Annotated in this window: 20 protein-coding genes; 8 read left to right on the forward strand and 12 right to left on the reverse strand. The window is 72.6% G+C overall.

Going from position 1 to position 23230, the window contains the following annotated elements; genetic code table 11:
- Positions 1-170 precede the first annotated feature (170 nt).
- From OFY01_RS19015 to OFY01_RS19025, 3 genes are all read right to left on the reverse strand, one after another.
- The gene (locus tag OFY01_RS19015) at positions 171-1646 is read right to left on the reverse strand and encodes an MFS transporter (RefSeq protein ID WP_266601466.1); all 1476 of its coding nucleotides are present in this window, start codon (positions 1644-1646) and stop codon (positions 171-173) included.
- Between the two features lie 313 nt (positions 1647-1959).
- Entirely contained in the window at positions 1960-2934 is a 975-nt protein-coding gene (locus tag OFY01_RS19020; RefSeq protein ID WP_266601467.1) for an NADPH:quinone reductase, read from the reverse strand.
- A 49-nt stretch (positions 2935-2983) separates the two neighbouring features.
- Entirely contained in the window at positions 2984-3556 is a 573-nt protein-coding gene (locus OFY01_RS19025) for an NADPH-dependent FMN reductase (RefSeq protein WP_266601469.1), read from the reverse strand.
- Between the two features lie 221 nt (positions 3557-3777).
- Between OFY01_RS19025 and OFY01_RS19030 the strand changes: the two genes are divergently transcribed.
- Positions 3778-4716: a pirin family protein gene (locus OFY01_RS19030; RefSeq protein ID WP_266601471.1), complete on the forward strand. Its 939-nt coding sequence runs from the start codon at positions 3778-3780 to the stop codon at positions 4714-4716.
- Here the strand turns inward: OFY01_RS19030 and OFY01_RS19035 are convergent.
- On the reverse strand, positions 4704-5372 hold the full coding sequence (locus OFY01_RS19035) for a TetR/AcrR family transcriptional regulator (protein ID WP_266601473.1): 669 nt from the start codon (positions 5370-5372) through the stop codon (positions 4704-4706). The genes OFY01_RS19030 and OFY01_RS19035 overlap by 13 nt on opposite strands.
- Before the next feature lie 169 nt (positions 5373-5541).
- Here OFY01_RS19035 and OFY01_RS19040 point away from each other — a divergent pair, with 169 nt between their 5' ends.
- From OFY01_RS19040 to OFY01_RS19060, 5 genes are all read left to right on the forward strand, one after another.
- Positions 5542-6102, forward strand: a complete 561-nt coding sequence (locus tag OFY01_RS19040) for an SRPBCC family protein (RefSeq protein WP_266601475.1) — start codon at positions 5542-5544, stop codon at positions 6100-6102.
- A gap of 288 nt (positions 6103-6390) precedes the next feature.
- Positions 6391-7977 (forward strand): class I adenylate-forming enzyme family protein, encoded by a 1587-nt coding sequence (locus tag OFY01_RS19045; RefSeq protein WP_266601477.1) that lies wholly within the window; start codon positions 6391-6393, stop codon positions 7975-7977.
- Positions 7977-9179 (forward strand): FAD-dependent monooxygenase, encoded by a 1203-nt coding sequence (locus tag OFY01_RS19050; protein ID WP_266601479.1) that lies wholly within the window; start codon positions 7977-7979, stop codon positions 9177-9179. The genes OFY01_RS19045 and OFY01_RS19050 overlap by 1 nt, the downstream gene beginning before the upstream one ends.
- Positions 9176-11221: an FAD/NAD(P)-binding protein gene (locus tag OFY01_RS19055; RefSeq protein ID WP_266601481.1), complete on the forward strand. Its 2046-nt coding sequence runs from the start codon at positions 9176-9178 to the stop codon at positions 11219-11221. Before OFY01_RS19050 ends, OFY01_RS19055 begins: the two co-directional genes overlap by 4 nt.
- Positions 11218-12657, forward strand: a complete 1440-nt coding sequence (locus tag OFY01_RS19060) for a class-II fumarase/aspartase family protein (protein WP_266601483.1) — start codon at positions 11218-11220, stop codon at positions 12655-12657. Before OFY01_RS19055 ends, OFY01_RS19060 begins: the two co-directional genes overlap by 4 nt.
- A 90-nt stretch (positions 12658-12747) precedes the next feature.
- On the opposite strand, the gene OFY01_RS19065 is transcribed toward OFY01_RS19060, so the two are convergent.
- Entirely contained in the window at positions 12748-14226 is a 1479-nt protein-coding gene (locus tag OFY01_RS19065; RefSeq protein ID WP_266601485.1) for an MFS transporter, read from the reverse strand.
- An 81-nt stretch (positions 14227-14307) separates the two neighbouring features.
- Complete coding sequence (locus tag OFY01_RS19070; protein ID WP_266601487.1) at positions 14308-15087, reverse strand: alpha/beta fold hydrolase; 780 nt, start codon at positions 15085-15087, stop codon at positions 14308-14310.
- 294 nt (positions 15088-15381) lie between these two features.
- Here OFY01_RS19070 and OFY01_RS19075 point away from each other — a divergent pair, with 294 nt between their 5' ends.
- Together OFY01_RS19075 and OFY01_RS19080 are read left to right on the forward strand one after the other, a co-directional pair.
- Positions 15382-16608, forward strand: a complete 1227-nt coding sequence (locus OFY01_RS19075) for an acyltransferase family protein (RefSeq protein ID WP_266601489.1) — start codon at positions 15382-15384, stop codon at positions 16606-16608.
- A gap of 3 nt (positions 16609-16611) precedes the next feature.
- A complete protein-coding gene (locus OFY01_RS19080; protein ID WP_266601491.1) occupies positions 16612-17466 on the forward strand; it encodes an NAD(P)H-binding protein in 855 nt (284 codons plus the stop codon).
- 96 nt (positions 17467-17562) lie between these two features.
- Here OFY01_RS19080 and OFY01_RS19085 read toward each other — a convergent pair whose 3' ends face one another.
- The 6 genes from OFY01_RS19085 to OFY01_RS19110 all read right to left on the reverse strand — a co-directional run bounded on the left by OFY01_RS19085 (position 17563) and on the right by OFY01_RS19110 (position 23229).
- Entirely contained in the window at positions 17563-18942 is a 1380-nt protein-coding gene (locus tag OFY01_RS19085; protein ID WP_266601493.1) for an FAD-binding oxidoreductase, read from the reverse strand.
- Between the two features lie 2 nt (positions 18943-18944).
- Positions 18945-19325: a VOC family protein gene (locus tag OFY01_RS19090; protein WP_266601495.1), complete on the reverse strand. Its 381-nt coding sequence runs from the start codon at positions 19323-19325 to the stop codon at positions 18945-18947.
- A 101-nt stretch (positions 19326-19426) separates the two neighbouring features.
- Positions 19427-20800, reverse strand: a complete 1374-nt coding sequence (locus OFY01_RS19095) for an aldehyde dehydrogenase family protein (protein ID WP_266601497.1) — start codon at positions 20798-20800, stop codon at positions 19427-19429.
- Complete coding sequence (locus tag OFY01_RS19100) at positions 20801-21907, reverse strand: phenylacetate--CoA ligase family protein (RefSeq protein ID WP_266601499.1); 1107 nt, start codon at positions 21905-21907, stop codon at positions 20801-20803.
- A gap of 100 nt (positions 21908-22007) precedes the next feature.
- Positions 22008-22409 carry a YybH family protein gene (locus OFY01_RS19105; RefSeq protein WP_266601501.1) on the reverse strand — a complete coding sequence of 134 codons (402 nt, stop codon included), beginning with the start codon at positions 22407-22409 and terminating at the stop codon, positions 22008-22010.
- Between the two features lie 7 nt (positions 22410-22416).
- Positions 22417-23229 (reverse strand): arylamine N-acetyltransferase family protein, encoded by an 813-nt coding sequence (locus OFY01_RS19110; protein WP_266601503.1) that lies wholly within the window; start codon positions 23227-23229, stop codon positions 22417-22419.
- Between the last annotated feature and the right edge of the window lies 1 nt (position 23230).

The following is a 23230-nucleotide window of genomic DNA, read 5'->3' on the forward strand; positions in this document are numbered from 1 at the left end:
CACGGCCCGGCACGGCCCACCGGAAATCCCTCCGGCCTGGTGAGCGCCGTGGGCAGCCGCAGCCCCGGCTGACCACGGCGCTCTCGTGCGTGGGCGCGCCCGGATCGAACCGGCCAAGCGCTGGCCCAAGCGCTGGCCCAGGCACTCGCCCAGGTGCTCGCCAGGGGCTCTCAATGCCAGCCTCTCGACGGCACAGGCACCGATGTACGCACCTCACCGGCCCTCCTGCGCGGCCGCAAACCGTACGCCGCCACCGCGCACACCACGACGGCCGCCGTCGCGAGCGCCTCGAAGGCGAAGACGTAGCCGCCGACCGCGGGCGACGGCACGCCCGCCGCGGCGAGAGCGGCCGTACGGGACTGGGCCGCCGAAGTGGCCAGGGCGACGCCAAGGGTGGGGCCCGCCAGCACGGCCGTGTTCACCACCGCGCCGACCAGCGCGGTGTCCCGGTCCGCGGCACCGGCCGCCGCGCGCTCCACCGCCGCCGAGACCACCGAACCGACGCCCGTAGCGACGAAAGCCAGACCGACCAGGACGAGAGGGGTCGAGTCGGCACGTACGCCGAGGCCGCCGATCACGTACAGGCCCGCGGCGGCCGCCGCGGCACCGCCGACAGCGACCGCACGCGCCCCGCACCGTCCGACGGCGGGCCCGGCGACCATCCCCACACCCAGCAGAACCACGGTGTACGGAAGGAACATCTCGGCGTTGTCCAGCGCCGAGCGGCCCCGGGTCTGCTGCCAGTACAGGCCGAGCAGGAACGCGGTCGCCGCGCCCGTTCCCGGCGCGAACATCGCGCACAGGACCGCCGTGGCACGCGTACGTGAGGCGAGGAAACCCGGCGGCAGCAGCGGGGCGCGCACCCGGCGCTCGGCTGCGGCGAACGCCCCGAGCATCAGGGCACCCGCCGTGAGCAGGCCCAGCACGTACCCCGAAGACCAGCCGTACCGGCTCACCAGCGCACAGCCGCAGCCGAGCATGATGAGCGCGCCCGTCCCCAGCAGCGCGCCGAGGACATCCACCGGCACTCGCCGCGCAGGCGGGCCGACCGGCAGGAACCGCCTGGTGAGGGCGAGCGCGAATCCGCCCACGACGGCCGGCACGGCGAAGCTCCACCGCCACGACGCCCAGTTCGCCAACGCTCCGCTGAGCACGATGCCGGACGCGGCGCCGAGGCTCGCGAGCAGTCCCCACAACACGGTCGCCGAGGTGCGGGCGGGACCGTCCGGGAAAACCGTCCGCAGCAGAGCCATGGCCGCCGGGGCGGCCATCGCGGCCCCGCAGCCCTGAAGGAAACGGGCGGCCAGCAGCGGCCAGGGCCCCGGCGCGAGCGCCACGGCGACGGAGGCCACGGCGAACAGGCCGACGCCGAAGGAGAAGACTGCGCGCCGACCGCTCCGGTCGGTCAGCCGGGCGCCGAGCAGGAGCAGACCGCTGAAGCCGAGGCCGTACGCGGCACTGGCGAGCACGAGGTCCGTCCGGTTCAGGCCCAGATCGCGCTGTATCGCGGGACCGGCGGCGAAGGTCACCGAGACCGACAGGTTGAGCGCCAGGTGCACCGCGGCGAGGACGGCGAGCGGCCGCGCGGCGCGCCGCCGGTCCGCCGGGACCCGTGGCGCTGGGAGGGACTGGATATGGGCGTCCATGACGCGAGTCTCACAGCGGGACGGGGACCGGCCGAGAGACGCGAACGGAGTCCGTCAGGTCCGCGGAACGAACACGGCCGGAAACCTCACACCCAACCGCCACCACCACCGTCACCCCGCCGCCCGCTGCCACACCACCCGCCGCCGCCACCGCCCGTCCCCACTACCGCCGTCGCTCACGACCACGGCCACGGCCACGGCCACGCCACGGCCACACCACCGGGCGGCCGCCCAGACCACGACCACGACCAACGCGACCAGCCACCACCACCATCACCATCACCATCACCACCTACGGCCGCTCCCACCATCACTACGGCTCCAGTACCACCCTCCGGCCGTGCAACTTCCCCTCCTCCAGCCGCCGATGCGTCCGTGCCGCGTCCGACAGGGGAGCCCGTTCCACCTGCCGCGGGCGCAGCCGACCGCCGGCGAGCAGCCGGTTCAGGGTGCGTGCCGCCTCCGCCAGCTCAGCCGTCGTGGCGTGGGAGATGACGAAGCCGACGACCGAGCCGTCCTTCATGTAGAGCGGCCCGGCGGGCAGGGCCGGCCGGGCGGCTGCCCCGGCGAGCAGCACGATGCGGCCCCGATGCGCCAAGGTCTCCACCGCGGCGGTCAGATCGTTCGTGCCGGACGTGTCGAGGTGAACGTCGACTCCGTCCGGGCACGCCTCGCCGATCCCGCGTGCCAGTTCGGGATCGCGGTAGTCGAGGACGGCGTGCGCCCCCAGGGAGGCGACGTACTCGGCGTCGCGCGCGGCGGCCGTGGCGACGACTCTGGCACCGGCCTCCACTGCCATGACGACCAGGGCGCTGCCCACGTTCCCGGCGGCGCCGAGGACGAGGACCGTCTCGCCGGGGCGGACCCGGCCGTGGGTGAACAGTCCCAGGTGGGCGGTGGCCCCGGGGTGCAGCACAGCGACGGCGTCGGCGGGATCGACCCCGTCGGGCAGACGGTAGAGGCGGTCGGCCGGGACCACCGCGCGCTCCGCGGCCGCGCCCTGCCGCCCGCCGTGCCCGAGGCTGTTGCACCAGACCCTGTCCCCCGGAGCGAAACCGGGCGCCCCTGGCCCGGCCGAGACGACCGTCCCGACGAGGTCGCGGCCGATGACGGCGGGGAACTGGAGGGGCGTGCGAAAGACCCCGGACCGTACGAACGTGTCGACCGGGTTGGCCGACACCGCCTCGACCGCGACCAGGACGTCCGTCGGCCCGGCGACCGGTTCCGGCAACTCGCCGTAGCGGATGGCCTCGGGCGGTCCCAACTCCTCGATGAAGGCTGCACGCATGCGTGCTCAGCTCCCTTGTGTGATGAGTCCGGCGGTCACGCCCGCGGCGTCAGGACGCGGCGATCGTCCGGCGGTCACGGATGCGCCGATCGAGAGCGTCGAGCAGGTCGCGCAGCAGGGCGATGGTGGACTCGTCGGTCAGGTTACCGGTCTCGTCGAAGCGCTCGTGCGCTCGGAAGATCTGGACCTCTGGCTTGCGGACGACGTCGGAGTCGGTCCACAGGAACATCTGGCGCAGCGCGAGTTGGGCGCGCACGGTGCCGAAGTTGGTCGGTGCGGCGCCCGAGACGGCGATCGGCTTGCCGGTGAGGGAGGATCCGCGGCTGGGCCTGCTGGCCCAGTCGAGGGCGTTCTTCAAGGCGCCGGGGATACCGTAGTTGTACTCCGGGGTGGCGATGAACAGGCCGTCTGCCTCGGTGATGCGGCGGCGCAGGTCGGCCACGGCGGCCGGCGGCGTATCGGTGTCGAGGTCCTGGTCGTAGAGCGGGAGGTCGCGCAGCCCTTCGTAGATCTCGACCGCCATGTCCCCCGGAGCGTGCTTCTGAGCCGCCCGTGCCAGGGCGCTGTTGTACGAGGCGGAGCGCAGACTCCCGGAGACGGCCAGGATCTTGAGCTCGGACATGAGTGGTCCCTCCACGTGGGTCATGAACTCTGAGGTACGGCAAGGAGTCTGGAGTTCCGCCGTCCACGGAGACCATCCGTGCCGAGTGACTGTGTCAGCTCGTGTGTCACGTCGCGGATGGCGCCCGCGCACTTGCCCGGCGCCGCGGCATGACGTATTAATGAACCATACTGTTCAGTTCAGTAATTGCTGATCGACCCCGTCGAGAATCGAGGCACCCCATGGAACCCACCGCCACCGCCACCGCCACCGCCACCGCCACCGCCACCGCCACCGCCACTATCGCCACCACGCGGCACGTCGCCGCCGTCCTGCCCCCGGACCACACCCACGAGGGTCAGGGGTTTCCCGTTCGCCGACCCTTTCCGACCTCCCGACTCCCCTTCCTCGACCCCTTCCTGATGGTCGATCAGGTCGGCCCCGTGCGTCTCGGACCAGGTGAGGCCAAGGGAGCCGCGGACCACCCGCACCGCGGCTTCGAGACGATCGCCTACGTCCTGGACGGCGACATCGAGTACGCCGACTCGACCGGCCACCGGGGCATCGTGCGGCCGGGTGGCGTCCAGTGGCTCACGGCGGGTAGCGGGGTCGTACACTCCGCGCTGCCCACGGAGGACTTCCTGCGCACCGGAGGGCTGCAGCACAACCTCCAGATCTGGGTGAACCTGCCGGCCGCGCACAAGGGGGACGCACCACGCACCCAGAACCGGGGGCCGGCCGAGATCCCCGTCGTGCGCACGCCCGAGGGGTCCTCGTTCAAGGTCGTCGCGGGGTCCGCGCTGGGCGTCACCGGTCCCTTCGACACGCGAGTCCCCGTGACCGTCGTACACGCCGCGCTGGCGCCGGGCGACGAGGCCGAACTGCCCGTACCCGCGGGGCACAACGCCGCGGTGTACGCCATGACCGGCAGCGCGTACGTCTCCGGTCGGCCGCTGGATGACGGAGAGCTGGCCGTGCTCGGCGACGAGGGGGCACTGGTGCGCCTCACCGGCGGGCCCATCGGCGCCGACCTGCTCTTCCTCGCCGGGGAGCCGATCGGCGAACCGGTGGTGCGCAGCGGGCCGTTCGTGATGAACACGGAAGAGGAGATCGCCCGCGCGTGGGAGGACCACGCCTCAGGACGGCTGGGCCGTGCCGGGGGACGACGTCAGACGCCGTAGCGCGCCAGGAACATGTCCACGCCGCCGTCCACGAGCCGCTGCGCCAGCCCTTCGCTCATCTCCACGCCGTACGAGCCGTAGACCAGGTGCGGGGAGAGAACGAGCCCCGAGAGCTGGAGCACCGCCAGCTCCATGTCCGCGATGCGCAGCACCCCGCGTTCGGTGAGGCGGCCCAGCGCCCGCACCAGCGCCGCGTGCTGCCGGGCGGGGCCGCGCTCCTGCCAGACCTCGCCGAGTTCGGGGAAGCGGCGGCGCTCACCGGCGATGACGTCGCGCAACGCGAGCACGTCGGGGGCGGCCAGGCCCGCCACCCAGGAACGGCAGGCCGCGAGCAGGTCGGCACGGACGTCGTCGGACTCGGCGAGCTGGTCCAGGATCAGGGATTCTGACGCGCCCAGCGCCTCGTCGAGCGTGCGGCCGATGACCTCCTTGAAGAGGTTCTCCTTGCTGCCGAAGTGGTTGTAGATCGTCACCTTGGACACGCCCGCCTCGGCTGCGAGCAGATCCACACCGGCCGTGAAGCCCTCGCGCAGGAAGACGCGGTGCGCCGCCTCCAGGATGGCCTGCCGCTTACGCGCGGCACGCGCGCCGGACGGCACCGGAACCCCTTCCGCCTCAGCCTTCGCCTGCGCGGACGCGCTCTTCCCTGCGGGCATCGCCACTCCTCGGTGCTTGTACTCGGTGCTCAGTCTAGGGAGTCGCGGGCCTCCCATTGCCCGTAACTGAACCAGACTGTATAGTTCAGTTCAGCTCGTCGAGACGCGGCGAGGAGAACCATCCGCCGCGCACAACCCCGCCCTTCCCCGTCCATGACCGGAGGTTTCCGTGACCACGCACGCCCCGAGCACCCCCGCCCGCGAGTCCAGCGCCCTTTTCTCCTCCCGCGCCGAGATCACCGTCCGGGCACGTCCCGAGGAGATCTACGCGACCGTCAGCGACCTGCCGCGCAGCGGCGAGTGGAGCCCCGAATGCCTCGGCGGCAGCTGGACGACCGGTGAACCAGGCGCCGTCGGCTCCGTCTTCCGCGGCGAGAACGAGCGCGCCGCCGACGTCGTCGCCTGGGCGCCCGTGGTGCGTGGCCGCTGGACCACACACGCCGAGGTGGTCGCGGCCGAGCCGGGACGCACCTTCCGCTGGGCGATGCACGACAGCGTCGGCCGGAAGCAGGAGAGCGTCTGGGGCTTCGACATCGAGGCCGACGGCGACGGCTCACTCCTCGTGCACCACTTCCGTATGGACGGCCCCACCGAAGGGATTCGCGGCATCACCGCCGAGATGGACGAGGACGAGAAGCGGAGGTTCTTCACGCAGTGGGGTGAGAAGGTCGCCGCCGACCTGGCCGAGACCCTGCGCCGCCTCAAGCCCGTCCTCGAACAGAGCCGGTGACCAAGCACGACCAGCGGCCAAGCACGCCCAGTGACCGAGCACGCCCAGTGACCAAGCAGAACCTCTGGCCACCCCACTGATCACTCCGCCGACCACCCCGCTGACCACCCCGCTGACCACCCCGCGGATCCGCACCGCAGGCGGCCACAGGCACATCGCCGACGCCTCCGGGCACCCCACGGCCGCCCCACCCACATCCCACAGCCACCCCGCCCACTCACAACCCCAGGACGTCCCACTCCCAGCCCCTGACATCCCTGACACCCCTGACATCCCGAAAGGGCTTCCATGTACCTCCAGCGCATAGGCAACCAGGGAATCCGGCTCGGCACCCTCTTCGAACGGGCCGCGGTCAAGCATCCGGCGAACGTCGTCGTCCTCGACCACGACCTGGACATCGCCCCTGAGCTCGGGCGCCGCACCACGGTCGCCGAGATCGCCGACCTGATCGACGACATCGCCGGCCGGCTGTCGGCCGCCGGCGTGCGCCCAGGACGCCGGGTCGTCGTCCACAAGTCCGACAGTTTCGACATCACTCTGCTGGCCTGCGCGATCGTCCGCGTCGGCGCCGTACCGGTCATGCTCTCCCCGCAGTTGGACGGCGCGACGGTCACCGAGCTGGTCCGCCGCGCCGACCGCCCTTTCGTCCTCACCGACCAGGCCAAACTCGACGGCGAACTGCCGGCTGAGATCTTCGGGTCGGCCGAGCGGGTGCTCCTCGCCTCCGGTGAGCACCCGGAGGGGCTGTCCCTCGCCTCGCTCGCCGGAAGCCCCCGCGTCCCCGCCGTGACCCTGCCGCCGGAGCACCCGACCCTGGTCACCCACACTTCTGGCACCACCGGCATCCCCAAGCTGGCCGTGCACACCGGACACACCCTCCAGGCCCGCTACCGGCCGCAGGCGGCCGTCACCGCGCCCTTCCTGCGCGGCCGGGAGACCATCGCGCTCCATGTGTCGTTCGTGCACTCCAGGCTGATCACCGCCCTCGCGATCTCCCTCTTCCGCGGATACCCGATCCTCGTCCTCGCCGACTCCGACCCGAAGAAGGCCGCCGACCTGTTCGCGAGGATGCGTCCGGGCGTCCTGGAGGCGCACCCCAACACGTTCATGGAGTGGGAGGAGCTCGCCGACGACCCGCGCCGACCGCTCGCGAACGTCAAGCTGTACAGCAGCACCTTCGACGCCATCCACCCCCGCACCGTCCGCCGGCTGCTCGGCGCCACCCGCCGCAAGGGCGCCCTCTTCGGGCAGCTGTACGGCCAGAGCGAGGTCGGTCCGGCGGTCGTACGCTCCTGGTCCCGCGGCGGACGCGGGCTGTGCACCGACGGGCGCTGCGTGGGGCGGCCCTTCCCCGGCATGACCGACGTCCGCGTCGTCAGCCGCGACGGACGTCCGCCGTCGGCGGACAACCCCGGCTACATCGAGGTGCGCAGCGACGGCCGCATCGTGACCTACCTGGGCGAGCAGGAGCGTTACGACGCCCAGGTCGAGGACGGCTGGTGGCGGATGGGCGACGTCGGCTTCCGCACCGCGTGGGGCTGTGTGCACCTGCTGGACCGCGAGGTCGACCTCATCGACGGCTTCGGCTCCACCCTGGCCACCGAGGACACGCTGTTCTCGCGGCTGCCCGAACTGGCCGAGGTCATCATCGTCCCCGGCGACGACGGACGCGCCGTGCCGGTGGTGTGCACCAAGGACGACACACCACTGGACCCGGACGCGTGGCGGCGCGCCGTCGCCGGGCTGCCGCCGATGGCCGAGCCGGTGCGGTGGCGCAAGGCGGACCTGCCGCAGACGGCCACCACCAAGATCAAGAGGCTGGAGCTCGCCCGGATTCTCACCGCGGGCCCGATCACCCAGGAGGTGGGGGCGTGATGGCCCGCATCATCATCGTCGGCGGCGGCATCGGCGGCCTCGCCACCGCCCTGGCCGTCGCCCGCCGCGGCCACCGCGCCGTCGTCCTTGAGCGCGCCGACCGGTTCGCGGAGATCGGCGCGGGCATCCAGCTCGCCCCCAACGGACTGCACGCCCTGGACCTCCTCGGCCTCGGGGACACCGTCCGCGGCACGGCCGTGCGCATGGCGGAGCTGCGGTTCATGGACGGCGTGAGCGGCGCGCACGTCACCAGCCTGCCGCTCACCGAGCGCTACCGGGAACGGTTCGGCAACCCGTACGTCGTCGTACACCGCGCCGAGCTGCACACCGCCCTGCTCGACGCCTGCCGCGCCCCGGAGTTGTCCGGCCGCGTCGAACTGCGCAGCGGCTGCGCGGCGCAGGGCTACGAGCAGGACGCGGCCGGAGCCCACGTGGTCCTGGCGGGCGGCGAACGCGTCACCGGTGACGCCGTGATCGGCGCGGACGGCATCCACTCCGCGATCCGCCGCCGGCTCGTCGGCGACGGGGCGCCCCGGATCTCCGGCATCACCGTCTACCGCGCGGTCATCCCCATGGAGCGCGTCCCGGCGGCGCTGCGGCACCAGAGCGCGGTGACCTGGTGGACCGGTCCCGGCTGCCATTTCGTGCACTACCCGATCGCCGGCGGGCGTTACCTGAACCTGGCGGCCAGCAGCGACAACGGCGAGAGCCGCGCCCTCGCCTCGGTCCCGGTCGACAGCGGCGCCGTGCGCGACGAGATGGCCGCGCTCGGCTCCGACGCGCACCGGCTCCTCGCCCTCGGCGAGGACTGGAAGTCCTGGGTCCTGGTCGACCGTGACCCGGTCGACACCTGGACCGACGACCGTGTGGTGCTGCTCGGAGACGCCGCCCACCCGATGCTGCACTACGCGGCCCAGGGCGCCTGCCAGGGCCTGGAGGACGCGGTCGTCCTCGGCGGCCTCGTGGACTGCGCCGCCGACGAACTCCCCCAGCGCTTCGAGAAGTACGCCGCCCAGCGCCGCGAACGCACCGCCCGCATCCAGCTGCTGGCCCGCGAGTCCACCCGCCTGTGGCACGCCGCCGGCAGCGCCGCCACCGCGCGCGACGCGGCCCTGTCCGCCATGACCCCCGACGAACTGCACGACTACGTCGCCTGGATGCACGGCGCGCGCGTCGGCGACCCGAACGGAGAGCAGCGATGACCGCCACGCACACGAAGGACCCCGGCTCGCTCGAGGTCTGCATCGTCGGCGCCGGGCCGCGCGGCCTGTCCGTGCTGGAGCGGCTGTGCGCCAACGAGCGGGCCGAGCCCGCCCACGCCTCGGTCACCGTGCACGTCGTGGACCCGTCCGCGCCGGGCGCAGGGCGGGTGTGGCGGTCGGACCAGTCCCGGCACCTGCTGATGAACACGGTGGCCTCGCAGATCACCGTCTACACCGACGAGAGCGTGAGCACCGAGGGCCCGGTGGAGCCCGGCCCCAGCCTCTACGAGTGGACCCGCGCGCTCGTCGACGAGGCTGCCGACCGCAGCGCCGACGCGTCCCACGACGTCGACGCGGACGGCACGTACGACTCCGCCACCCTGGAAGAGGCCCGTCGGCTCGGCCCCGACACCTACCCCACCCGCGCCTTCTACGGCCGCTACCTGCACGCTCAGTTCCAGCGGGTCGTCGCGAACGCCCCCGCCCACGTCACCGTCCAGGTCCACCGCTCCCGCGCGGTGGCGATGGCCGACACGCTCGGTGTGCCCGGCGGCCCGCAGGGAGTGCGCCTGGAGAACGGCACCCGGCTGAACGACCTCGACGCGATCGTCATGGCCCAAGGGCACGTCCCGGCCCGGCTCACCTCACGCGAGGCGAAGACGGCGAGCCTGGCCCGTATCCACCACCTCACCTACCTGACGCCCGCCAACCCGGCGGACCTGGACCCCGGTTCCGTCCAGCCGGGCCAGACGGTGCTGCTGCGCGGGCTCGGCCTGAACTTCTTCGACCACATGGCGCTGTTCACCGTGGGCCGCGGCGGCACCTTCGTCCGCGACGAGGAGGGCAGGCTGCTGTACGTCCGCTCCGGACAGGAGCCGCGGATGTACGCCAGTTCCCGGCGCGGCATCCCGTACCACGCCCGAGGCGAGAACCAGAAGGGCGCCTACGGCCGCCACCTGCCGCGGCTGCTGACGCCCGACGTCATCGAGGACCTGCGCGCCCGCTCGGCGAGCGGCGAGGGCGTCAGCTTCCAGGGCGACCTGTGGCCGCTGATCTCCCTGGAGGTGGAGAGCGTCTACTACGGCACCCTGCTGACCAGCCTGGGGCGGGACGCCGAACGGGAGAACTTCACCACCCGATTCCTGCGCCTGCCCGAGGCCGCGGACCGGGACGCGCTGCTCGACGCCCACGGCATCGACGCCGCGGACCGCTGGGACTGGGAGCGGCTCTCGCGGCCGTACGGCGACCGGAGGTTCACCGGCCGCGACGACTTCCGCCGCTGGCTGCTCGACTACCTGGAGAAGGACGTCGCCGAGGCCCGCGCCGGAAACGTCCACGGCCCGCTGAAAGCCGCCCTCGACGTCCTGCGCGACCTGCGCAACGAGATCCGTCTGGTGGTCGACCACGGGGGCCTGGACGGCGACTCCCACCGCGACGACCTGGAGGGCTGGTACACCCCGCTCAACGCGTTCCTCTCCATCGGCCCGCCCGCCTCCCGCATCGAGGAGATGATCGCGCTCATCGAGGCGGGGGTGCTCGAACTGACCGGCCCCGGAACCGAGATCCGCATCGACACCGCCACCGGCGGCCGGGCGACCTTCGTGGCCCAGTCCCGTGACGTGCCGGGCTCCCCGGTCCGCTCCTACGTCCTGATCGAGGCCCGGCTGCCCGAGCCCGACCTGCGCCGCACCGACGACCCGCTGCTGCGGCACCTGCTGGACACCGGGCAGTGCACCACGTACCGCATCCGCGGGACGCGCGGCGCCGCCTACGAGTCCGGCGGCCTCGCGGTCACCGAGCGCCCCTACCGCCTCCTCGACGCTCGCGGCAACGCCCACCCGCGCCGGTACGCCTACGGCGTGCCCACCGAGTCGGTGCACTGGGTGACCGCGGCCGGCATCCGCCCCGGTGTGGACTCGGTGACCCTCGGCGACTCGGACGCGATCGCCCGCGCCGTGCTGGCCCAGCCGCCCGCGACGCTCGTCCCCGCGGGCGTCCGCCCGGCCATGGCCGAGACGGATCTGACGGGGGTGCTGGTGTGACGACCACCCCGGCACAGACCGGACACCGCGGCCCGACCGCCCCGACGTCCCTCACGGACACCGGGCTGCTCTCCCCCGTCCGGGCCGGCACCCCCGCCGAGGCGGCCACATCGGACCTGGCCTGGCTCCAGGCGATGCTGGACGCGGAGGCGGCGCTGGCCCGCGCGCAGGCGGGCCTTGGCACCCTCCCGCACCGGGCGGCGGCGACGATCACCCGCCTCGCCCGCGCGGACCGCCTCGATGCGCGCGCACTGGCCCTGGAGTCACGAGAGACGGCCAACCCGGTCGTCGGCCTGGTGCGGGCGCTGAGCCAGGTGGTCGCGGCCGAGGACCCCGCGGCGGCGGAGTACGTGCACCGCGGCTCGACCAGCCAGGACGTCCTGGACACCGGCGCGATGCTGATGGCGCGTCGGGCCCTGACGCTGATCCGGGCCGACCTGGCCCGTACGGCCCACGCGCTGCGGGAACTGGCCGCCCGCCACCGGGACACGGTGATGGCGGGACGCACCCTGGCTCTGCAGGCGGTCCCCACCACGTTCGGCCTCAAGGCGGCCGGCTGGCGCGCCCTGGTGCGGGACGCCGACCGCCGGATCGCCGGTGTGCTCGACGGCGGGCTGCCGGTCTCGCTCGGCGGGGCCGCGGGGACCCTCGCCGGATACCTCGAGTACGCGCGGATCGACGCCGCGGGGAACCGGCCGGACCCGGGAGAGTACCTGGACCGCCTGGTGGACGCCTTCGCCACCGAGACCGGCCTCGCCCGGCCGGGCCTGCCCTGGCACACCCTGCGCACCCCGGTCGCCGACCTGGCCGCGGCGCTCGCGTTCACGGCGACCGCGCTGGGGAAGATCGCGGTGGACGTGCAGTCTCTGGCCCGCACGGAGGTGGCGGAGGTCGCCGAACCCGGGGCCCCGGGCCGCGGCGGCTCCTCCGCGATGCCGCACAAACGCAACCCGGTCCTGAGCACGCTGATCCGGGGCGCCGCGCTCCAGGTCCCGGCGCTGTCGGGGGCGTTGACCCAGTGCATGCTCGCCGAGGACGAACGCTCGGCCGGTGCCTGGCACGCGGAGTGGGCGCTCATGCGGGACTGCCTGCGCCTGGTGGGCGGCGCCGCGCACACGGCGGCCGAACTCGCCGAGGGGCTGCGGGTGCGACCAGAGCGGATGCGGGCCAACCTGTCCCTGACCGGCGGCCACCTGGCCTCGGAACGGGTGGCCGCGGCTCTGGCCCCCACTCTGGGCAGACACCCCGCGAAGGAGCTGCTGAGCCGGGCGACGGCACAGGCCGAACGCGAGGGCCGCCCCCTGCGCGATGTCCTGGCCGGGCATCCAGTGGTCACCGACCGCCTGAACACGGCGGCCCTGACCGAGCTGTGCGACGCCGAGTCGTACACGGGAGTCGCGGGGCCGCTGGTCGACCGGGCGCTGGGCGGTGAGTGACGATGCCCGAAACGGCATGTGGCCGGCGCCCCGCTCGGGGCACCGGCCACATGAGGCGAGAGGCCGGCGGGAGACCTCCGCCGGGAACGGTCAGGAGGGCACCGTCTCCACGGCGTCGGCGACCGCGGCGCCGGCGGCCGGCTCCCGCGCGGCGGCGCGGCGGAAGTTCAGGGCGATCGCGAGGGACGCCGCGATACCGCCCGCCGCGACCAGGACCGCGGTGCGCAGGCCGTCCGTGGTGGCCGAGCGCAGTGCCGCACCCGTGGCCGGGTCGCCGGTGACGGAGTTGGCCACGGCGACGAGCAGCGCCAGACCCACGGCACCGCCGACCTGCTGCCCGGTGGAGACGAGGCCGGAGGCGATGCCCTGCTCCATCGGGTCGACGCCGGACGACGACGCCGCGAACATGCTGGTGTAGAGGGCTCCTTGGCCGAGGCTGAGCACGATGAGGCCCGGCACCAGGGCCACGTACGAGCCGGACGCGTCCATGGGCAGCGCCAGCAGCAGGGTGCCGACCGCCCCCACGGCCAGGCTGGCGAGAATCGTGTTGCGGGTGCCGAACCGGGTGGCCAGACGCCCGCCGAGAGTGGAGCCGACGAGACCGGCGACCATCGGCACCAGGAAGGCCAGACCGGTCCTGAGCGCGCTGTAGCCGTGCACACTCTGGAAGTAGACGGTCTCGAAGTAGAGCAGCGACCCGAAGGTCGCCATGAACATGAACGTCGTGGCCACGCCGGTGGACAGGTTCCGGTTGCGGAACAGCCGCAGCGGCATGAGCGGTTCGGCGCTGCGTCGCTCGATCACCAGGAACGCCGCGAGCAGCACGAGACCGGCCGCCGCCGCGCCCAGCACCGGGGCGGACGCCCAACCGGACTGCGGGCCCTGGACCAGGGAGAAGACGACCGATGTGGCGCCCGCGGTGCCGGTCAGCGCGCCCGGCAGGTCGAAGGAGCGACCCGTGGGGCGCTCGCCGTCCGCCGGGATCAGCACGAAGGCCAGGGCGATCGCGGCCAACGCCAGCGGCACGTTGACGTAGAACACCGCCGCCCAGCCGAACGCCTGGGTCAGGACGCCGCCGAGCAGCGAGCCGACGACCATGCCACTGGCTCCGGCTCCGGCCCACACGGCGAGGGCCCGGTTGCGTTCACGTCCCTCCGCGAACGAGGTGACGACGAGCGACAGGGTGGCGGGGAAGAGGAACGCTCCGCCAAGTCCCTGCAAGGCGCGTGCCGCGACCAGGAGTTGCTGCTGGCCGGCGAGGCCACCGAACAGCGAACCCGCCCCGTAGAGGGCCAGCCCCAGGACGAAGACCCGGCGCCGCCCCACGAGGTCGCAGGTGCGGCCGCCGAGCAGCAGGAAACCGCCGAAGACCACGGCGTAGGCGCTGACCACCCATTGCAGCGTCTGGGCGGAGAAATGAAGGCCGTCACCGATGTCCGGCAGGGCCACATAGACGATGTTGTAGTCGAGCGACGTGATGAGCTGGGCCAGCGCGAGGAGTGCCAGTGTGAGAGCCGGACGGCGCAGGGATGTTCCCTTTCCGGTTCCACCCGATTTCTCGGATGTCATGGGTATTCCTTTCCGTACATGAAAGAGGCGGGGCCGGACATGCTCGGCCCCGCCTCGTCGGTGGATTTTCTCTGTTCGGAATCAGTCCTGGAAGATGAAGTCCTGCACGAGTTTCACGAACTCGGCGGGCTTCTCGTACACCACCACGTGACCGCTCTCCAGCTCGGCGTACGAGCTGTTCTTGATGGCGGTGCTCAGTTCCCGGGAGTTCGGCACGGGAACCGTGTTGTCCAGGGCGCAGCCGATGACCAGCGTCTGCGCCTCGATCTTCGGCAGCAGGTCCCGGATGTCGACGCGCAGGTTGAGGTCGATGTGCCGCAGGGCGCCCTCGGTGGGCCGGTTGCCCTGGATGATGCCTTCGAGCTGCTCCCGGCCGACCGAGTTGAGGAAGTTCCGGCTGAACGCGGTCATCGTGCCGAAGCGGCCGAACGCGTCCGCGTCGTCGGCGAGCGCACGCCACACGGTCATGTGGTTGCGCAGGTACTCGTCGTCGGGCCCGGCCCAGCCCGCCGTGAGGACCAGACGTCGTACGAGGTCGGGGCGGGTGGCCGCGACGGTGGCGGAGATGACGGAACCGAGCGAGAAGCCGACCAGGTCGACCGGCTCACCGCCCGCGTCCTCGATGACACCGATCACCTGCGCGGCGAGCCGCTCGACGGTGAGTTCGCCGCCGTCGTCCTCGGTGGCCCCGCAGCCGGCCAGGTCCGGCAGCAGCACGGTCCGGCGGTCGGCGAAGGCGTCCGCGAGGTGCCCCCACGTCCCCTCGGCGCCGAACCCGGTGCCGTGGACGAAGAGCACACCGGTGCCTGATCCGCGTACCTGGTAGTCCACGCGGGCCTCGCCCGCGGACACGATGGGCATATGTCTCCCCTTAACTGCGCCAATGCGCCATGACGGTCACTCATTGCGCGGCACTACCGGAAAAGCGGGCCGTGTGCGCGCCTTCGAGGAGGCTAGGAGAGAACACCGGGCGAGGGAGAGGGCCGAGCGCACAGTCTGTCAGGTCGCGGCGGCGGGGAAGGAGACGGGCGGGCCAGCTGACAGACTATCCGGCGACCCCCTGACCGAAAAGCGACGCCCGCAGTCTAATCGGGACCGGCGGCGATCAGCCGCGCATTCCGTCCGCAACAACTGCATATCCAAGGATGGTTTTTCATGGCTCACGGCCAGATGATCGAGAGGAGCCCGTCGGCCGACGCCGCCGAGGACCTCCGTCCGGCGCCGCCCGACCCGTCGCCTTCCGGCCTCAGCCGGCTTCCCTCCCTGACCGGACTCCGGTTCCCCGCCGCCCTGTGCGTGTTCCTGTACCACGCGGCGCTGCCGATCCCGGCGCTGCGGCTGCTCGGCGACGACGCCGCGGTCGGGAACTTCTACCGGGTCGCCGGGCAGGCCGGCGGACTCGGCGTCACCTTCTTCTTCGTTCTCAGCGGCTTCGTCCTGACCTGGTCCGCGCGCGAGCGGGACACCGTGCGGGGTTTCTGGCGCCGCCGGTTCGTGAAGATCTACCCGAGCTACGTGATCGCGTGGGCGCTGGCGATGGTGCTCTTCGCCTCCGCCTACACCCCCGTGGGGACGTCGGTGGCCAACCTGCTGATGGTGCAGGTGTGGTCGCCCGAGTTCAACACCTACTTCAGCGTGGACCCGCCGAGTTGGTCGCTCGGTGCGGAGGCGTTCTTCTACGCCGCGTTCCCCCTGCTGCACGCCCTGTTCCGGCGCATCGACCCCGCCCGCCTCAAGTACTGGATCACCGGCGCCGTCGTCGCGGTCATCGCCACGCCGATGCTCGCCTACGCCCTGCTGCCCGACACCCCCGGCATACCCGGCGGCGAGACCAGCTCCGTGGTGCAGTACTGGGTCACCTACGTGCTTCCGCCGGTCCGCATGGCCGACTTCGCGCTCGGCATGCTGGTGGCGCACGCCGTCCGGGCCGGACGCTGGCGGAACATCGGCCTGATCCCGTCGGCGCTGCTGCTCGTGGGCGGCTATGTGCTCACCGCGTACGTGCCGTACCTGTACGGGCAGCGCGCCACCTGCGTGATCCCCGTGGTGCTGCTGATCGCGGCCGCCGCCGTCGCGGACACCAAGAATCGCTACACCCCCTTCCGCAACCGGGTGATGACCTGGCTCGGGGAGATCTCGTTCGCCTTCTACCTGCTGCACTTCGTCGTCCTCGCCTACGGGCGCAAGCTGCTGGGGCAGCGGATGTTCTCCTCGCTCGACACGGCCCTGCTGCTGACCGCCGCCGTGGGCGTCACCGTCGTCCTGTCATGGGGCCTCTACACCCTGGTGGAGCGCCCGCTGACCCGCCGGTTCTCGAAGCCCGCACGCCGTACCCGCCCAGCCGACGGCCACCGGGTCGTACTCGCCGACGTCAAGGAGTGACCGATGTCCCCCGCACAGATTCTGGTGACCGGTGCCACCGGCCAGGTGGGCCGTGAGGTCGTGGCCCAGCTGGCCGCGGAGGGCGTGCCGGTCCGCGCGGGCGCCCGCAGCCCCGAGCGCGTCCAGGGCCCCGAAGGCGTCGAGGCGGTGGCGGTCGACGTCACCCGGCCCGAGACGCTGGCCGCCGCCCTCGACGGTGTGGAGAAGGTCTTCCTGTACGCGTTCGGGCAGGGCATCACCGAGTTCCTCGCGGCCGCGCGCACGGCAGGGGTCAAACACGTCGTCCTGCTGTCCTCGCAGACGGTCACGGACGCCTTCCCCGGCCAGGAACCGATCGCCGAGATGCACCGTTCGGCGGAGGCCGCGGTCGTCGAGTCCGGCATCGCGCACACCTTCCTGCGTCCGCACAACTTCGCGACCAACATCCTGATGTGGGGCTGGCCCCAGAGCATCAGGGAACAGGGCAAGGTGCGCTTTCCCCACCCCGAGTCGCACAGTGACGTCATCCACGAGAAGGACATCGCGGCGGTCGCCGTGAAGGCACTGACCGAACCGGGACACGAGGGGCAGAGCTACTTCATCAGCGGACCCGAGTCGGTGACCCAGCGCCGGCAGCTGGAGATCATCTCCGAAGTCGTCGGCCGCCCCCTCCGATTCGAGGAGCGCACCCCGCGCCAGGCGCGCGAGGACCTCGCCGAGATCGTGCCGCCGTGGGTGGCCGACGCGGTGTTCAGTTACTGGGCCCACTCCGACGGCGTGCCGACCCACCTGTCGGACACCGTCGAGCGGATCACCGGGCGGCCCGCGCGCACGTTCGCCGAGTGGGCTGCCGATCACGCCGCCGACTTCACGCCCTGACCCAGGGCGCGCAGGAGACACGCGGGAGACGCGGGACGGGTGAGGGGGACGGACCGGTGGTCCGTCCCCCTCACCGGTGTTCGTCGGGCGCGAGGCTCAGCGCACGGCCGGTGCCGGTTCGACGGGATACGTCAGCCGGAACAGGTTCTCCGGGTCGTAGGCGGCCTTGACCCGCGTGAGCCGCGCGTGGTCCACCGCCGTGTACGCCGCGCGCACCCGCTCGGCGCCGGTGTCGTCGATGCCGAAGAAGTTCACGAACGCCCCGCCCGTGCTCCACGGGCGCATCGCGCCGTACAGCCCGTCGTGCGCGGCACGCACCACCGGCAGCCCACCCGGCTCCAGGACCGACGTGGAGAACAGCAGGAACGCCGCGTCCCGGCCGGCCACCGCGTTGGCCACGCGGGGCGGGCGCGCGTAGGCCCCGCCGTGGTGGCGCACCTCGGCGAAGTACGGCTGCCCCGCGTCGGGACCGGCCAGGCCGAGCAGCGTGTCGACGGCCGCCGGGGTCAGCTCACGCAGCGCCGCGTTCCGGTCGTACACCGACACCGGACCCGGCGGCTCGTGGTGGATGGATCCCACCCGCGCGTACGGCATGGCGCGGACGGTGTCCCGAAGGGCGGGCCCTGCCGCGCGCAGCGGCCGGACCCAGCGCTCGCCCTCGGCGGGGTCACCGGACCAGGCGACGCGGATGTGCGTGACGTGTCGTCCGCGCAGCTCCGGCGGCAGCGCCGGCAGGTCGGGGTAGCGGATCAGCTGGACGGAGGAGGACATCTCCTCGGGCACGGACGCGGTCCACTCGGCGTAGGCGTGCAGCGCCGCGGCCGACTCGCCGGCACCGAAGTACAGGCCGCCGCCGTACAGTTCGGCGACCGGGAACAGGTCGACCTCCATGGTCACGACGATCCCGAAGTTACCCTTGCCGCCGCGCACGGCCCAGAACAGGTCGGGCTCCTGCTCGGCCGTGGCGGTGCGCAGCCGCCCGTCGGCGGTGACGACGTCCAGGCGGCGCACGTGGTCGGCGGCGTAGCCGTAGCGGCGGCCGAGCAGGCCGATGCCGCCGCCGACGGTGTAACCGACCGCGCCCACGCCGGGGTTGGAGCCGTTCAGCGGGGCGAGGCCGTACGGGGCGGCCGCCGCGACGACCTCCTGCCAGCGGGTGCCCGCCGCTACGGTCGCCACCGCGCGCTCCGGGTCGATCCGGACGGACCTCATGCGGCGGGTGCTGATCAACAGCTCGCCGTCGGTGGCGCGGGAGACGCCGTGTCCGGTGGCCTGGACGGCGACGCCCAGGCCGACCGCGGCCGCGTACCGGACGGCCGCGCGCACGTCCTCGGTGCCGCTCGCGCCGACGACGACGGCGGGCCGGTCGTCCAGGGCGACGTTGTACCCGAGCCGCTCCTCGTCGTAGCCGGGGTCGCCGGGCCGCAGCACCGGCCCGGCGGCCTGGAGCTCTGCCGTTTCGCTGTGAAGGGGCACGGTCAGTCCATTTCGTAGGGGCGGGTCATGACTTCGAGGCTGTGGCCGTTGGGATCGGCGAAGTAGACGCCGCGGCCGCCGTACCAGTTGTTGATCCGGCCCGGCTGCTGGTGGAAGGGGTCCGCGAACCAGGTCAGGCCACGGGCCCGGACGCGGGCGAGGACCGCGTCGAACTCGGTGTCGTCGACGAGGAAGGCGTAGTGCTGGGAGGTGATCTCGCCGTCCACGGCGTAGACGTCGAGGCTGACCTCGTTGGACAGTTCGAGGACCAGGAACGGCCCGTAGTGGCGCGGCGGTCTCAGACCCAGGACGTCCACCAGGAAGGCGGCGGTGGCGTCGCGGTCACGGGCGTTGAGGATGGTGTGGTTCAGGCGGATGGCCATCGTGCGGCTGCCTTCGGTCGGTGGTGGAAGCACCCCTGACCCCGCGCCGTCGGCACGGGGTCAGGGGTTCGGGGCGGAGGGGGTTCGGGGTGGAGGACGGTTCAGTCACGGATGACGGTCTTGGTGCGCATCAGGAACTCACCGAGATACCCGTCGTGCGGGACGCCGGGCCGCATCCAGTACGTGGGGTGGTCGCCGAGGTGGACATTGCTGATCGTCGGCTCGTCGAGCAGGGCGTCGACGAGCTTCTCGTCGTCGGTGAACGCCGTGAGCACCAGACTGTTCCTGAGCGGTCCGATCCCGTCGGCGGGCGTCCACGGCGCCACCCACACGCAGGGGAAGGGCAGTTCGACACCGGCCTGTGGCGCGTCCGGGCGGTCCAGCTCATGCACCGCGGGGCGCAGGACGGCGCCGCCCCCGGGCAGTTCCTCGACGACACCGTCCCCGCCGAGGTGGGCGACGGTGCCCTTCGCCTGGGCGAGCAGATACCGCTCGACGGCGCGGGCGCTGTCCACCGGCTGCACCGCCAGGACGGCCTTCTCGTCCTCGGGCGGCAGGCTGGGAATGCCGTCGAGCCGCTTCGCCATGGCCGCCGCGAGCGGCGCCGGGTCGCCCTCGACCAGGACGGTCGTGGCGTTGATGCAGGCGACCCCGCCCTGGTGGCTGACGGAGTCGACGATGGTGTCGAGGTGGTCACGCCAGTCGGTGCCCGCGGTCAGCAGGATCTTGGAGCGTCCCGGGCCCTGCGGCAGTACGTCGCTGCCCGCGTACTTGCGAACCACGTCGTCGCCGCCGTACACCAGGCCCAGGTCGGCGCCGCGCAGGATCTCGTCGGCGGCGTCGTGGTCGGTGGGCAGCAAGACGACCTGGTCGTCGCCGAAGCCGGCCAGACGCAGCGCGCTGATCAGGCGGTGCGGGGTGAACGGCTCCCGGCGCGAGGGCCGCACGGCGACCCGGTACCCGAGGGCCAGGGCCTCCAGCCACAACGAGTGCGGACCCGGATGGTTGCCCGCCGCGTGCACGGCGAAGACGTTTCCGCGCCGGGTCCACACGGCGCTGCCCTGCCGGGTCGCCGGGTCGCGCCAGTCGCCGACGGCCCCGGCCGGGCGCGGCTGGCGGGCGCAGTACTCGGCCCGCTCGGCGGCCTCGGCGATCGCGGCGGTGGCCGCGCGCACCACGGACCGGGGCACACCGGAGACACGGGACACGGTGTGCTCGTACGCGTCGAACGACAGCCCCGCGACGACCTCCCCGGTGAAGATCCGGGCAGCCCTGGCGAGGGCGGCGTACCGCTCGGCGGCGGGCAGCGACTCGGCCCGGTGCAGGGCGGTCATGGCGCGGGAGACGAACAGCTTCGGCACCAGGCCGAGTTCGGCGACGGGCGTGCCGGCGACATCGGTGACGACGGTCCGGTTGCGGGAGCGGAAGGTACCGCGCGGGCCGAGCGCGTCCAGCTCCATGAGGCCGGTGCTCATCTAGTAGACCCCCTCGATGACGGTCTCGTCGTCGAACTCCTTGACCGGCGCGATGTCCGCGACACTGTCCCCGGTCTGTGCGCGGCCGGGGGCCGGGCGGCACCGGGTGGCGTGGTCGCGCTCCAGGTTGTTCGGAATGAAAAGGCTCTTGCTCACGTGGTGCATGACCACTTGGCCGCGCTCGCCGTACTCCACCGTGCGCCCGGTCTGCGGGTCGATGACGGAGAACGTCATGTACGGGGAGTACGGGTCGTAGACGCACGGCTCGTCGTCGGTGAGACCGGGACGCTCGCTGGCGTTGCCGAGGATCATCGTGGAGCCGTAGCCGCTGTACAGCTTGGCGTCCGGGAAGACCTCGGTGCGGTACAGGTACCGGGTGTCGGCGTCCATCTGCGTGCCCACCCAGTTGATCGCGCGGACCTTCTGTTCGATCAGCTTGGCGAGGTCGTCGCGGTGCGCCAGCCGCTCCAGGACCGGTGGGGTGCACATGAGGACGCCGATGTCCTGGGTGCGCAGCACGTACGCGACCTGGTCGACGATGTGCTCGGCGTACGCTCCCGCCTCGGCGCCCTTGCCCTCGGCGATGAGCTTCTTGACCCAGCGCGGGTCCAGGTCGACGGTGAACGCGAGACCGCCGCGGTACGCCGTCTGGTGCTTGATGACGTCGCCCACCATGTGCGGTCCGCTCGGCGCTACGACGAGCCAGTTCACGCCCCGCGGTACACCGTGGGCGTCCAGCTGCGCGCTGCTCCAGGCGATCAGTCTGTCCAGCCAGTCGCGCAGCAGCACGATCCGCTTGGGGGCGCCGGTGGTGCCGCCGCTCTCGTAGACGCCTACGACGTCGGGGCGGTCGCCGTAGCCGCGCGGGATGAGGTCACCGGCCGGGACGTCGCGCAACTGCGACGCGAAGTTCGGGAACCGGGTCAGGTCCTGGTACGTACGGATGTCGGTCAGCGGGTCGAAGTCCAGCGACCCGGCGCGCTCCAGCCAGAACGGCGATCCCGTCTCCGGCGAGAAGTGCCAGCGCATGGCGGCGCGCAGGTACTCCTCGGGGTCGGGCTCGGCGTCGAAGGGCAGGTCGAGGACGCTGTCGGCGGCGGTCGGCACGGGGTTCCTTCCTGAAGGGGCTCATGGGGCGGTCGGGCGGCGCCCGAAAGGGGCACGGCGCGGTATGCGCGGTACTCGATGTGTCCGGCTGACGCCGCGCTCAGCGACTCGTGCCGGACGGGTTGTCGATGACGTAGCGCCAGCGGCCGTCCGGGCCGCGGCGGGCCACGTCGGTGGCCGAGCCCTCCAGGTGGACCGGCGTTCCGTCGGGTCCGGTGCCCGAGATCACGTAGTCGCCGATGAGCAGGGCGATGTCGTCACAGACGTAGGTGTGTCGCAGGGTGAGGTCCATCGGGATGCCAAGCCCCAGGAACTCGGCGTTCGCGGCGCGTCGTTCGTCGCCGCTGACGGACCGTCCCGGTGCGGTGACGAAGACCGCTCCGGGCGCGAAGAGGCGGTCCACAGCGGCGATGTCACCGGAGTTGAAGGCTCTGGCGAACACGGCGGGGAGCTCGGCGGGGTCGGTCGGCGGCTCGGGCGGGCCGTGCGGCGCTTCGGTCATGGCGCGCTCAGCCCGTCTGCACTTCGGCGCTGCCGTCGGCCGGACGGCCGGGCAGCCGGTCCAGGGCGATGCCGAAGTGCTCGCGGTAGGCGGCGAGCACCGCCGCGTCGTCGGGCAGTTCCACGGTGGTGCGGCCGTCCGCGCCGACCACGGTCAGCCGGTCGCCCTTGAGCGTGATCCGGCCGCCGTCCTCGGTCGGCAGGGAGCAGAACAGGTCCTGGAGGAACGGGGATTCGGGCGCGGTGCGCCACCACCACAGCGTCGGGGCGAAGTCCGCCACCCGGACCGCGCGCTCGCCCACCCGGTACAGCGGGCGGCCACCGAGGAACACGTCGTGGCCGCCGAACTCCTCGTTGGGACGCACCTCGTAGGTGCCGTGTGGGTCGGTCTGCGGCTCGGTGACGTCGAAGCGCAGCGGGTGCCTGCTGTTGCGGCCGAACCCGGTGTCGACCAGCCAGTCGAACCCGTCGAGGCGGACCCGCAGCGCCAGATGGCCGAGGAACGGGCCGGGGCCCTCGGGACGGTAGACCTGACCGGGCAGGATCTCCACCTCGTAGCCGAGGGTGCGCAGCAGCAGCGCGAAGGCCGGGTTGACCTCGTAGCAGCCGCCGCCGCGCCGCCGGTCGACGATCTTGTGGACGGCCCGCTCGTCCATGTGGACCTCGGCGTCGAGGTGGTAGTCGAGGTTCTCGAACGGCACGGCGAGGCACTGGCGTTCCTGCAGCAGGCGCAGCGCCTCGAAGTCGGCCTTCTCGGGGCGCGGGGCGCCGATGCGGTCCAGGTAGGCGTCGACCTGGGCGTCGGTGAGGACGTCGATCACG

This window comes from Streptomyces beihaiensis, assembly GCF_026274175.1.
Classification (GTDB): Bacteria; Actinomycetota; Actinomycetes; order Streptomycetales; family Streptomycetaceae; genus Streptomyces; species Streptomyces beihaiensis.